General features: G+C 42.5%; 8 protein-coding genes. All 8 read right to left on the bottom strand.

The window, feature by feature from the left end; all coding sequences use genetic code 11:
• Window positions 1-4: 4 nt before the first annotated feature.
• The 8 genes from meaB to IE222_RS05155 all read right to left on the bottom strand — a co-directional run bounded on the left by meaB (window position 5) and on the right by IE222_RS05155 (window position 13552).
• Entirely contained in the window at window positions 5-1132 is a 1128-nt protein-coding gene (gene meaB / locus IE222_RS05190; RefSeq protein ID WP_191270412.1) for a methylmalonyl Co-A mutase-associated GTPase MeaB, read from the bottom strand.
• On the bottom strand, window positions 1132-3300 hold the full coding sequence (gene scpA / locus IE222_RS05185; protein ID WP_370465009.1) for a methylmalonyl-CoA mutase: 2169 nt from the start codon (window positions 3298-3300) through the stop codon (window positions 1132-1134). The genes meaB and scpA overlap by 1 nt, the downstream gene beginning before the upstream one ends.
• Window positions 3297-5459, bottom strand: a complete 2163-nt coding sequence (locus IE222_RS05180) for a methylmalonyl-CoA mutase family protein (RefSeq protein ID WP_223282585.1) — start codon at window positions 5457-5459, stop codon at window positions 3297-3299. Before IE222_RS05180 ends, scpA begins: the two co-directional genes overlap by 4 nt.
• Before the next feature lie 26 nt (window positions 5460-5485).
• Window positions 5486-6019: an acetyl-CoA carboxylase biotin carboxyl carrier protein gene (accB, locus tag IE222_RS05175; RefSeq protein WP_191270409.1), complete on the bottom strand. Its 534-nt coding sequence runs from the start codon at window positions 6017-6019 to the stop codon at window positions 5486-5488.
• A gap of 19 nt (window positions 6020-6038) precedes the next feature.
• Window positions 6039-7391, bottom strand: coding sequence for an acetyl-CoA carboxylase biotin carboxylase subunit (accC, locus tag IE222_RS05170; protein ID WP_191270407.1), 1353 nt, complete (start codon window positions 7389-7391; stop codon window positions 6039-6041).
• Window positions 7392-7406: 15 nt separating this feature from the next.
• Window positions 7407-7889 carry a biotin/lipoyl-containing protein gene (locus IE222_RS05165; protein ID WP_223282584.1) on the bottom strand — a complete coding sequence of 161 codons (483 nt, stop codon included), beginning with the start codon at window positions 7887-7889 and terminating at the stop codon, window positions 7407-7409.
• 403 nt (window positions 7890-8292) lie between these two features.
• Window positions 8293-8946, bottom strand: coding sequence for a TetR/AcrR family transcriptional regulator (locus IE222_RS05160; RefSeq protein ID WP_191270405.1), 654 nt, complete (start codon window positions 8944-8946; stop codon window positions 8293-8295).
• A 268-nt stretch (window positions 8947-9214) separates the two neighbouring features.
• Window positions 9215-13552 (bottom strand): pullulanase X25 domain-containing protein, encoded by a 4338-nt coding sequence (locus IE222_RS05155; protein WP_223282583.1) that lies wholly within the window; start codon window positions 13550-13552, stop codon window positions 9215-9217.
• Between the last annotated feature and the right edge of the window lie 628 nt (window positions 13553-14180).

Below are 14180 nucleotides of genomic sequence, written 5' to 3'. Positions count from 1 at the left end.
GACCTTATTGGTCCTCAAATATTTTCAATAATTGCTTCGCTGCCATGGTGGCAGAAACTTCACCATTCCCGACAGCCTTTTCTATTACTGGAATGATGCTGCTTACTTCTGGGTGATTGAAAAAGCTTGTTCTTAAATAGTCCTCCACCATTGTATACATCCAATCAATGGTTTGCTTCCTGCGGCGGGTATCAAACACACCCGACCTTTGTGTTTTGCCTGTGAAGGCTTGAATCACCTGCCACATCTCGGCAATCCCTTCACCCGTTAAGGCAGAGCACGTATATGCCTTAGGTGTCCAGCCTTCAGTGATTGGTTGTAAAAAATGGAGAATACGATTAAACTCAGCCTTCGCACCTAGGGCAATCTGTTTATTTTTACCATCGGCTTTGTTGACAAAAATAGCATCCACTAACTCCATGACCCCTTTTTTGATCCCTTGGAGTTCATCGCCGCCTCCCGTTAACATCACCAATAAGAAAAAATCAACCATGGACCGGACGGTTACTTCGCTTTGTCCAACACCGACAGTCTCCACTAAAATGACATCAAACCCTGCTGCTTCACAGATCAGCATTGTTTCCCTGCTTTTCCGATTGACACCGCCAAGAGTACCTCCCGAAGCCGAAGGGCGAATGAACGCATTAGGATGACGCGAGAGGGTTTCCATTCTGGTTTTATCCCCAAGAATACTTCCCTTCGTAATCGTACTGCTCGGATCGACCGCCAGGACGGCAACACGCTTCCCCTGTTCGCATAGCATCGTCCCTAACGCCTCGATCAAGGTACTTTTTCCTGCTCCGGGCACTCCGGTAATTCCAACTCGGATCGAATTTCCGGTATACGGCAGCAGCTGCTTTAATACCTGCTGCCCGGTTTCCATATGGACAGGATTATTACTTTCCACCAGCGTAATCGTTTGGGCAATAATGGTACGATTTCTCGATAGAACCCCTTCGACATAGTCATTTACGGTTAGCCTGCGACGCCTGGGCCTTGGAGAAGCGGGTACAGCAGTTGAACTGTGTAACTGCTCCTCCAATTCTTTCACCCCTTCAACCACACGGGAAGCAAATTCATCGCCGCTTTCAGATGGTGCCCATTCCGGTTTTTTCCCGCGATGATCCAGCATTAGACCTCAACCTCTAGCCGGCTGTTGATTTCTTCTAAAACTTTTTGTGCGGCAACAGGAATCACTGTTCCCGGTCCAAAAATAGCTGCCGCACCATGCTGCTTCAAGTATTCATAGTCCTGCACAGGAATCACACCGCCAATGACGACAACGATATCTTCTCGGCCAAGCCCTCTTAATTCTTCTATTAACTGTGGTAAAAGTGTTTTATGACCTGCAGCCAAGGAACTCATCCCAACGACGTGCACATCATTTTCCACCGCCTGCAAAGCCGTTTCTTCCGGTGTTTGGAATAACGGACCGATATCAACATCAAAGCCTAAATCCGCAAACGCCGTTGCAATGACCTTTGCCCCGCGGTCATGCCCGTCCTGCCCCATTTTGGCAATCATAATCCGCGGACGCCGACCTTCTCGTTGTTCAAATTCATCGGCCATTTCTCTTACCACGGCTACCTGTTCGCCTTCCCCGAATTCGGCGCTATACACACCACTAATGGAACGAATAACAGCCTTATGACGTCCAACTGCTTTTTCGTAGGCAGCAGAAATTTCCCCTAGACTTGCCCGTGCTCTTGCTGCCTCAATCGCTAATGCCAGCAGATTTCCTTCTCCTGTTTCAGCTGATTTAGTAATTGCATCTAGTGATGATTGCACCAATGCCTCATCACGGTTCTCCCGCAATTCTTTTAATCTGCGAAGCTGTGCTTCCCGCACTGCAGTATTGTCTACCTCGAGAATTTCGAGTGGATCTTCTTTTTCTAAACGGTACCGATTGACACCGATAATTGATTCCTTCCCAGAATCAATATGAGCCTGGCGTCTAGCCGCTGCTTCTTCAATCCGCATCTTCGGCAGCCCGGTTTCAATTGCCTTCGCCATACCGCCGAGCGATTCAATTTCTTGGATATGTTCCCAAGCACGAACCATAAGATCTTTCGTTAGTGATTCCACATAATAAGAACCACCCCATGGGTCCACTACATTACAAATACCTGTTTCATCCTGTAAAAACAATTGAGTATTGCGGGCAATCCTTGCTGAAAAATCAGTCGGCAGCGCAATCGCCTCATCAAGGGCATTCGTATGAAGTGATTGGGTATGACCTAACGCCGCTGCCATCGCCTCAACGCACGTTCTCGTTACATTATTAAACGGGTCCTGCTCCGTAAGACTCCACCCGGACGTTTGACTATGTGTACGGAGGGCCATGGACTTTTCATTTTTCGGATTAAACTGCTTGATCAGCTTAGCCCAAATCATCCGTGCCGCCCGCATTTTGGCCACTTCCATAAAATAGTTCATCCCGATAGCCCAGAAGAATGATAGCCTGGGAGCGAACGTATCAATATCCATACCTGCTTTTAAGCCTGTTCTCACATATTCCAAACCGTCCGCAAGTGTATAACCCAATTCGATATCTGCCGTTGCGCCCGCTTCCTGCATGTGATAACCGGAAATACTGATGCTATTAAACTTCGGCATATACTGTGACGTATAGGCAAAAATATCAGCGATGATCCGCATCGATGCTTCAGGCGGATAAATATACGTGTTTCGAACCATATACTCTTTTAAAATATCATTTTGAATCGTTCCCGTTAGCTGTGATTGATGGACACCCTGTTCCTCTGCTGCCACGATGTAAAACGCCATAATTGGAAGCACGGCCCCATTCATCGTCATCGAAACCGACATCTTATCAAGCGGAATTTTATCAAATAAAATTTTCATATCAAGAATCGAATCAACTGCTACACCGGCTTTCCCAACATCGCCTACAACACGCGGGTGATCGGAATCATAACCGCGGTGGGTAGCAAGGTCAAAGGCAATCGAAAGACCTTTCTGACCGGCAGCAAGGTTGCGGCGGTAGAACGCATTGCTTTCCTCCGCTGTAGAGAATCCAGCATACTGACGAATCGTCCAAGGCTTTGTTACATACATGGTTGGATAAGGTCCGCGCAAAAACGGAGCCATTCCGGCAACATACCCAAGATGTTCCATCCCAGTCAAATCTTTAGAATCGTAGCAAGGCTTCACATCAATTTGTTCCATCGTCTGCCATGCGTCATGAGCCAATGAGTCTAGCGTAATTGGATTCACGCCCGCTGATCGCGAGCTTTCAGTAAAGTCAATAGTCGTAAAATCTGGGTTTCTCGTCATCATCCAATTCCTTTCTGCTGCTGAAGGTCAAACAGCACTTGATAACAATTTGATCTCACATGAATAAATTCATCTACCCCAGACTGTTTGAAAATGGCTGCTTGTTCTGATGACGGCTGTCCCGCAACGAATAGGGTGATGTTCGGGTTGTTTTGTTTTAACATACTAGCGAGCCTCGGGACGACCTCCGGATAGGCCGCGTCATTTGAACAGATGACTACAATTGAAGCACCGGATGCAAGCGCAGATGCAGCTGCCTGCTCAGCCGTATCAAACCCTTTATTAGAAATAATTTCAAACCCGCCAGCCTCAAAAAATCCAGCAGCGAAATCTGCTCGAGGCTTATGCTGGGGGATTGGACCTATATTGGCAAGGAACACTTTTGGATAAGAGCCATTCTTTTCTTTAAAGATTTCTGAGTTTTCCCGTAATGTTTCAAATGGTTCTGCCCCGCGTTTGCTTTTCAAAGCTTTAATGATAGGAAGATTTAAATCTGATTGGTTTACAGCGTGAATCCACTCACCTATGGTAACCCCTTCCCCAAAGGCTTTAACAAAGGTATCAACGGTCTGTCCACTCTTTGTGCTTAACAGTCCAAGCAGTTTTTCCTTTTCTTTTGAAGCTGTTGATTTTCGGCAGGTGACTACCGCAGCACACCTCATCTGATAAATTGGATCAAGTGCTTCCTGATGTTTTGCAAGCTTTTCCTCACTTAAGTTCGGATACATATTCGTACCTACAAATTTATCTTTACGCCTTCCAATATTTTCAAAACGTTGGTCAGCTACCTCTTTGATCTGTCCTTGTATAAAACAGTTCTTTAATGCTTTATACATTCCGCCGTGACCTTCAATCTGCTGGAAAAGCTGCCAAGCCTGTTTAGCAAGAGAATCTGTAAGAGATTCCACATACCATGAGCCTCCGGCTGGGTCTGCTACTTTCGCTAAGTGTGCTTCCTTTTCCAAGATAATTTGCGTATTCCGTGCAATTCGCCGCGAGAACTCATCCGGCTGGCCTAACGCTTCATCAAATGGTGATACATGAAGGCTGTCTGCCCCGCCGACAATGGCTGCAAAAGCTTCCGCCGTACCGCGGAGCATATTTACATACGGATCGTACTTCGTTTTGGTCCAGGAAGAGGTACGGGCATGAATCAACATTTTCTGTGCTTCTTCATCTCCGCCAAATACCTCAATAATCTTTGCCCAAAGGATACGCCCGGCACGAAGCTTGGCAATCTCCATAAAAACATTTGAACCAATTGAGAACGAAAAAAGCATTCTCGATGCAATCTCTTGAATAGTTACTCCTCTCTCCTGCAGTTCACGAATCGTTTCCACAGCTGAAGCCAAGGTAAAGGCTAATTCTTGAACAGCATTGCTCCCGGCATTATGATATGGATCTCCCTGTATAAAAATCGTCTTTAATTCTGGAGTTTCGTCCTTTGCATATAACGTAATTTTTGCCAATAAATCATAGGCTGTCTGTAAAGAAAATGGGAGTGTTCCTTCTTTTGCCAGCGCTCCTAACGGATCCATCCCGATACATCCACGAAGCTTACTGATATTCTGACCCACCTGCTTTGTATTGGCTATTAACATGGAGTAGACCGCTAATCCAGCACAACCCGCTTGAACAAGCAGCGGTGTTTGTTCAAGGTCAATTCCTTCCAAGGCTTTCGTAATATCGTTGAGAGAACTGATTGAAACCCCGCCTTTGCCTACGTCTTCTGGCGAAACTTGATCCGGATCCATTCCAAAGGCTGAGACACGGTCAAGCGTAATATTCAGCATCGTCTGACCACGTTTTAGGTCACTTTTTGCCGCCTCATTAAATTCTTCAGGGGTACGATAATGAAGCTCTTGGGATACTTCCCATGGTTTTTCCTTATAACAGAATGTCCGTGTTCCACGTAAATAGGGCGCAGTGCCTGGCATTGAAGGAAGGTGTAGAATCCCTTCCAGATCCTTTTTCGTATACAGAGGCTTTAGACGAATCCCTTCATAGGTATTCGTTACAAGCTTATCCTTAAATGAAGCCCCTTTTAATGATTTCTCCGCTTGCTCTCTCCACTCTTCATAGGAGGGAACAGGAAATTCACTAAATTGCAAATCCCCCTCATTTACTTCCTTGTTTTCTGCTGCTTGAACGTCTTTCATCATCCGTAACCCCCTTTCGTCCCCTTGTGCTATTGTGTTTTGATAAGGAAAAGCGGCTGGCCGTGTTCAACTAGTTGACCGTTCTGCACCAAAATGTCGACAACCTCTCCATTCACATCCGCTTCAATTTCATTGAAAAGCTTCATCGCTTCAAGAATACATACCACCGTAGACTTATCCACTTTATCGCCTACTTTTACAAACGGATCAGCGTCTTCACCTGGTGCACGGTAGAATGTTCCTACCATTGGTGAAACAATCTTAAATACACTTGGATCATCGACATCAATTTTCATTGGACGTTCCTCTTGGACCACCTTTACTTCAGGCTGCTTAGATTCAACAACAGGTTTAGGCTGTGCAGGTACAAGAACCGGAGCTTCTTTTACAGCCACTGTTTGAGGCCGATAAACAGTGACATTGTCATGATGGAAGACAGCGCTTCCTTCTTGTTTCTTAAAAGAAATCTGGGATTCCACTCCCTGCAGCTCAATTTCCATTTCCTGAAGAGAAGATTCTTCAAATAGCTTAATTAATTCTCTGATTTCATGCATTTTCCACATTTTTAGATTTCCCCTTTAATTAGTCTTCAATTTTAATAGGATTTAATTCTAGAAATTTCGTATTAAAGTCGCCCTTAACAAAAGCTTCATGTTCTAATAATTGAAGATGGAATGGAATGGTTGTTTTCACTCCGCTGATGACAAATTCCTCCAGTGCCCGTTTCATCCGTGCGATTGCTTCTTCACGGTCATTACCCCACACAATTAGTTTTGCAACCATAGAATCATAGAATGGCGAAATTTGATAGCCTGGATAAACCGCACTGTCGACCCTTACACCGTATCCACCAGGTGGAAGATACATTTCTACCTTTCCTGGAGATGGCATAAAGTTCTTCGCTGGATTTTCGGCATTAATCCGGCACTCCATCGCCCAGCCGTTAATCTGTACATCACTTTGCTCAAAAGAAAGCGGGTAGCCAGCCGCTACGGAAATCTGCTCTTTAATCAGATCAATCCCTGTAATCATCTCCGTTACGGGATGCTCTACCTGAATTCGGGTATTCATCTCCATAAAATAGAACTGTCCATGTTTATCCAATAAGAATTCGACTGTACCTGCTCCGTGATAGTTAACCGATCTTGCCGCTGCTACGGCGGCATTTCCCATTTTTTCACGCAGGCTTTGATCAAGAGCTGGTGAAGGAGCTTCTTCTACAAGCTTTTGATGGCGGCGTTGAATCGAGCAATCCCGTTCTCCAAGGTAAGCCACATTCCCGTGTTTATCAGCAATAACTTGGATTTCAACATGTCTTGGTTCCTCTAAATACTTTTCTAAATAAACACCTGGATTACCAAAGGCAGTTTCCGCTTCCTTCTGAGCCTGGCGAATAGATTTTCGTAACTCCGCTTCGTCGTTTGCCACGCGCATGCCTTTTCCGCCGCCGCCAGCTGTGGCTTTAACAATTACAGGGTAACCAATGGATTGAGCTGTTATAACCGCTTCTTCTACATCATCAATTAATCCTTCGGTACCAGGCACTGTCGGAACTCCCGCAAGCTTCATTGTCTCCCTGGCAACTGCTTTTGCTCCCATCTTATTGATGGCTTCCGCATCAGGTCCAATAAAGGTAATATGGCATGATGTACACAGCTCCGCAAAATCGGCATTTTCCGCTAAGAAGCCATATCCTGGATGAATGGCGTCAGCGTTTGTCAAAACTGCCACACTGATTAAATTGGTCATATTCAAATAACTGTCTTTAGAGGCTGTCGGTCCAATACAGAATGCTTCATCTGCCATTTGCACATGCAGGGCTTCTTTATCCGCTTCAGAGTATACAGCAACAGTAGCAACCCCCATTTCTTTACAAGCGCGGATCACACGGACCGCGATTTCACCACGATTTGCAATAAGTACTTTCTTAAACATCAAAAATTCCTCCCTTTATACTGACTTCACTAAAAATAAAGGCTGCCCATATTCAACAATTTCGCCACCTTCAACAAGAACTTCTGTAATTTCTCCATTTACATCTGACAGGATTTCATGGGTCAGTCCTAATGCTTCAACATTGCAGCTGCCAACTAAAGATCCTTCAGTAACCCTGTCACCAGCCTTTATAAAAGGCTTATTTGAGAAAGAAAATACTCCAATAAAAGGAGAAACAATCTGGTGCGATGAAGGCGCCTTTTCTACCTCTTTAGAATTTGGTTCAGCAGGCAAAGCCGCTTGTTTTTCATCTGCTACTGTTACTGCTGCTTCGTTTAATGCTGTTTGGAATGTTTCCTGGGGATCCATCTCTGCTTCAAGGACCATTGGATGCAACTTTTTCAGCGAAATTCTACCCCCTTTATTCGTCAAGTTGAATTCCTGAATGGAAGATTTACTGACTAATTTGATCATTTCTCTTAGCTCAAGCAATTTCATAATATATAACACTCCTTAACTATTATAAAAATTTACAGGCGCACAGACGGACTGGTTGGTCTGTTTCTTTTAAAAAAACACGAATAATTAAGTTTTAAGTAAATTGGGCATCCCCTTTATTTAAGTTTGTTAACAGACGGACTGGTTGGTCTGTTAACGAGCTTAATCAAATTCTCGATTGCCCCAAAGACATTTTGTTACCAACCGGACAAAGCAAAATCTTCAGACGGACTAGTTGGTCTGTATTAACGAAGACATCCAACCCTTAAAAAACCATTAAGTTCGGTTGGAGTTATTTAGGAATTTCTAGACAGTAATGGAGTATGAGACTAACCCGTTTTCTGTATTACTAACAATTTGCAGCTTCTTCAGACAAACTAACTTATTCTTTGGAATGCCCACTTTATAATAAGGTATTTTTCAAATCCTCAGGAAATGTTTTCAGGAAGAATTTAGAGTAGTTTGGATTTTCACTCGCTTCCTTTGTGAGCACTGAATGTAAGATAATATCTGCATAAATATCAGCAATTTCCGCAATCGTGTATTGACCAGTGTTTTTATACCACTTACAAATCCAGTTGACCGCTCCAAAAATAGACATCGAAATAATGGGAACTGGCAGCTCTTTACGGAACTCCCCACACTCAATTCCATCCTGGATTACTCTGAACATTAATTCTTTATATTGATCTCTTTTCACCTTAATTTCCTTAAAATATTCAGGCGCAAGGTACGAATATTCCTGATAGAATACAGTAACTTGAGATTTATATAGTTCCACCATCATAACAAAGGATTTAATGATTGCGTGAAGCCTCTCTGTTGGCGTATTCCATTGTTCATATGCATTTTGTCCCTCTTCTAAAACATAAGATATAAACTGATCATGGATTACGTATAGAAGCTCATCCTTTGACTTGAAATTATGATAAAATCCGCCTTTGGATGTGTCGCTTTCTTTCACAATCTGGTCAACTGTTACCTTATGGTAGCCACGTACTTCAAACAAACGGAGCGATGTCTCAATAATTCGTTCTCTTAATGATTTTTCAGCCATGTTATAATCACCCTATATTATTTTACCATCCCTCCCAAAAAAAGTGGTAATATTCTTCAGCGTTAAATATATCTGTTGAAATAATCTTATTGTTATTACTATATTTAAAAATATTAAAAACTATTCTATCTGTATTATAACTGTAATTATCATGATTGCAATGATTTTTTTGAATAATTCGAATATTTACTCGCAAATTAGTATGTAAGTTCGGGATGGTCAATAACAAAACAGTCTCTTGCCTATTACTAGGAAGAGACCGTGGATTTTAATTCCTCACTATCGTAAATTCTAACGTTTTTGTTGCTTTGCCGATTGCAGCGCCATCGTTTTTAAAGATTGTCGATTTATTTTCCTCTGTCGGTTCAATGTGAAGTGTTATTTTATTTTCTCCGTTTTTAAGCGTAATCGTATGGGAAAAGCTCATATCATCATTGATGACTGCTTTCTCACCATTAATAGTTAGGATCCCACCTTTAATCGCATTTCCCTTTAGAATAATACTGTCCGATGAGACCGTTTGTCCTTCTGAATGAGAGGTAACGACAACCGGTTGATCGACCCAGCGAAGGATTTTATCCTGAACTACCATTTGATTTCCACCTTGATTCGTTACGGCGATGGAAAGGTCCGTACCTTGTGCTCCGTATCCGTAATAGCTGACGTCATCATCATTAGGGTTCGATGGCGTATGGTCGGCTAACCCTTCTTGATCCCAAGTACCATTTTTAACATATTTATATGTTAATACCTCTCCCTCCTGAGCCTCAATCGTATATTCATAATCATTCGTTACTGCTCCCCCTCTTGTCATTGTCCATGCACCTGTATTCCAGCCATTTTTACTGCCGGGAATGGTAATGGAAACTCCTTGTGGGGTATAGGCTGGCGCATTGACCTTAAACGTCACCTTCACCGTGATAAGGTTAGGTGTTATTGTAACAGCATTGGATTTTACCATATTTCCAAATTGATTATACAGATGTACTTCGTATGTGTATGTCTTTCCGTTTATTACATTTCCATCCCGGAAGGATTGCTTACTCATATCAAACAATTGCTGAATCGTCTTGCCGTCTCGAACAATCGCAATCATGTAAGGGTTGTTTGCTTCTTCCAGCTGCCATGAAAGGTTAACCTGTCCAGATTCCTTTAATGGCTCTGCAAGTGTTATGTTTTTAGCAGGTGCTGTCGTGTCCCCCCTTGTTGTAAAGTCAACAGACAATACTCCCCCTGTAATCCAGCCTCGCCCATTATCACTTGAAAAAGCAAAACGATATTCATAGGTCCCTGCCTTTAGGGGAAGAAAATTGGCACTAAAGACATTACTCTTTTCCTGCTGCGTTACATAGGCAGCTGGAAATGAAGTCCAGTTAGTACTTCCAGGTTCTTTGACCTCAAGCTTCGCCTGTAAGCCTTCCATCTGTCCGGATTCTGTCTCTCCTTTTACAAAAATACTAGCTGTGACCGTTTGCTGCCTGGAAAGGTCGATGATACCCGGTTGGAGCACTGTAACATTGGTAATCTCATAATTACCTTCTGTTAACTCTACATGAGGAATGACGGCATTTTTTATCTCTGCTTTTATAGATGAATTATCATTTTTATCTAATGCAACGACTGCAAAATAGTATTTGCGTCCATTGTCTAAACCATCGATCGTCACATGGTTTTCTGGCGTTTCCTTCACCTTTTCATAAAATGCGCCTTGTATCGTGGTTTGATAAACGGCATACTTCCTGGCATCGCCCTCCCACTTCAAGGTTACAGTGTGGCTGTCTTCCTCAGCGGTCAATCCCTTAACGCTGCTCGGCCGTTTCAGATTTTGCCCCTTGTCGGAAACAAGCATCCGTCCACTCATCGCAGGGACTGTGACTCGAAGCTTTCCATCCTTTGTAACAACTGCATACTTTCTATCTAGTTGGTCTGTTAATTGAATTCCATTGATGACTAAATTACTCAGATCCATCACAACCGTTTTTTCTTCGTTGCCACGATTCGTAACAACAATAGCAAAGTTCTTTTTGTCAGAACGGGAAAAAGCGAGAACATCCCCTTTTGCATAGATATGGTTCAACTCACCATAACTGAACAAATCATGATAATTGGTACGAACTTTTCCGATTGATTGATAATGTTTGATAAGCTCTTTATCCTCATTCCCCCATGGATAAACTCTACGATCGTCAGGATCCTTCGATCCAGTGAGTCCAGCTTCATCGCCGTAATAAACCGTTGGTGCACCAGCATAACCCATTTGCAAAATCGCCGCTAGCTTAAGACGCTTAATTCCTAGCTGATGATTGTAGTTTTTATCATCCTCTGCACGTTCAAATGAATCCGTTCCATTCCCGAGGACAAAGGCTGCACGAGGTGTATCATGAGACCCCATTAAATTCATCAAAGCATAAAATGCTTCCTTAGGGTAGTCTTCGTATACAGCATTCAACTGATTTTCTGCCCCTTCAGCATTCCCGTTTCTCAAATAATCGATAAGGGCGCCGCGAAATCTATAGTTCATTACAGAATCATATAGATCTCCAAGGAAATATTCGGAAGCATCATCCCATATTTCACCAAGAATCAACGGTTCTTGTTTCTTTCCGGTCTTTAACTCCCGGCGGAATTCGCGCCAGAACTCTGTATCCACCTCGTTCGCTACATCCAAGCGCCATCCCGATGCACCGCGATTTAACCAGGTTTTTGCAGCAGAATCCTCATCGTACATGATGTAGTTGGCGAATTGCACATTGTTCAGCTCAGACAAATAGTCCACTGCTTTACCAGGAATCGACTTGATCTCAGGAAGAGAATCAAACCCCCACCATGCTTGATATTTATAAACACCGTCAACCTTTTTATTTTCAATATTAAACCAGTTATGGAATCCATAAGGGCTGAAAATCTGCCCTTCTTCCTTGAATTTTTTCTCAACTTGTTTCTTCGCTTCCTCCTCTTTAATTCCTTGATTAACAAGATCGTAGATTGCCGACCAGTATTCGTACGCTCCCACAGTTTCATATTTTCCGTAACGGTCGAAGTAAAGCGAATCATCCCCTACATGGTTAAACACACCGTCTAAAATTAAATGCATTTTCCGTTTCTTTAACTCCTTAGTAAACGCTAGAAATTCTCCCGGTGTTCCAAACATTGGATCAACTGCCTTGTAATCTGTTGCATCGTACTTATGATTCGATGCTGCATAGGCAATTGGATTTAAATAAAGGGTATTTACACCTAAAGATTGAATGTAATCAAGTTTTTTTTGAATTCCAGCAATATCACCGCCGAAGAAATCATTTGACCAGATTCCATCACCTTTATAACCATCCGCATTAGCTTCACGCGGATTATCCGGCAGCTCATTCCAATCTTTATGTTCGATTGGCTCATTGCCGCGGGCGGTCGTTTTTGCGGTATCATTCTTTTTATTGCCGTTGTTAAAGCGATCCGGGAAAATTTGGTACACAACCGCTTCCTTCATCCAATCTGGCGTTTTGTATGCCGGATCATAAACCGTCAATTGGAATAATGATGCGTTTGTATCTGAAGGTGTTCCTTTCCCGCCTTCATGAATGTCTTCCCCATATTCCTTCTGATCTTCTCCATCACTAGCTATAAATTTATACCCATAAACGCCTTTTTCTGCTGGTTTAATAGTTGTTTCCCAAAATTCCACTGGTGTTCCATCCAGTTCAAGCCATCCGGCATATTCCATATCTGCCGTAATCGTGTTGCCGGTATTATAGTTTTTAAGCTGAACTTTTGCGGCCGTTAAATCACCTTTTTTTGCTTGAAGCCGAAGTTTAACCTGGTCTCCCGCTTTAATGGCTCCAAATGGCGAGCGATAAGCCTGATTCCATTTGTCGTGATATAATTTGTCTCCTTGGACATGCCCATCCGGCAATCCTGAATCATAATCGGTGTACACATTCTTTGTTTCATGATTATAAAAGAACGTAACCTTCGCCTCCTTTACAATATTGAGAACAAAATTATTTGCAGGATAGGCTGGAGCCGACCAGTCGGTACCTAAAACAATTTTGAACTCGTGTTTTCCTTTTGGAATAAGGGCGGTATAGGTGTATATATTATCACAATCTTCATCTTGTAAAATTGCAGTCGATTCATCAGGCGCCCATTCCTTGCCGGCATTTAACTCCGGTTGGAGATCGCCAACAATTCTAGGTTTTTGATCATCAGGCAATGGTATGGTAACACGGCGGGTCACATCATCATAGATAAACGTGACTTGCGATTGATTGTTAAGGGACAATTGATAGTTTTGGCCATTTCTCTCTCCATTCACTCCATAATTTTCATCCCATGAACCGTTAATAGCAATCTTATATTCATAGTTTCCTGCAGGCAGTGTTCCTGTTAATATGTACTTTCCATTTTCCTGCAGCTTCATTCGAGTGGCAGAATCGCCTGGGTTCCACTCACCTGATCCCCCTATTTCATCCTGTAAATTTCCGACCAGGGTTACCACTCTCTCTTCAGCATTCGTTAATTGCGGATCATAATAAGTTATTGCAAGCGCTTGCATAATTAACATGACAAATAGAAAAATACTGAGATGCTGTTTAGTCCTTCTTTTCACCATAATACCCTCCTTATCATTTAGAGTTGTGCAATCGTTTGCATAACACATATCTATTATCTCATAATCTAGCTTAGATTGAAAGAAAAATCAGAAAAATGGATCTAACTATAATTAGGCTGCCGCATATATTTACCTAATACCGAAATATCGACCATTCGGAGTTCTTTTAAAACATCGTAGAAAGTTATTAGCGACGTCAGCAAACTATTCGGTGGCCATAAATCGCGTACTCATAGCTGCACAACAATGCCATCAAAAAACTGCGCACAGCCTTTGAAAACCATTGTTGAAGAAGAGAACGCCTATCCTTCTTTGTCCGATAAGACGGAATATTCTGTAAAATAGTACTTTTAGCCCATTAATTTTCATTTGATTAAAGGTATACTAGTTCTGATCTGTTTATATGTATCACATGTTACTGTTGCGAACAGGCATGGTGGTAAGTAAAAGGAATGCACAACCTTTTATTTCCCCATGCCTTTTTATTTTTTTATGAAAAGGAGGATAAAGAGTTTCAACGTTTTACTGTTGTAATAGAAAATTGTCTTATCATTTTTTTAAAAAAGGGAGGAGAGAATTTGAACTGGTGGTTCTCTCCTTTCTAAGAAATCATTTAAGAGGAGGATAT

The organism is Neobacillus kokaensis (assembly GCF_014656545.1).
GTDB lineage: Bacteria > Bacillota > Bacilli > Bacillales > Cytobacillaceae > Neobacillus > Neobacillus kokaensis.
Note: the sequence above shows the minus strand (reverse complement) of the source record. Positions and strands in the feature narration are given on the sequence as shown.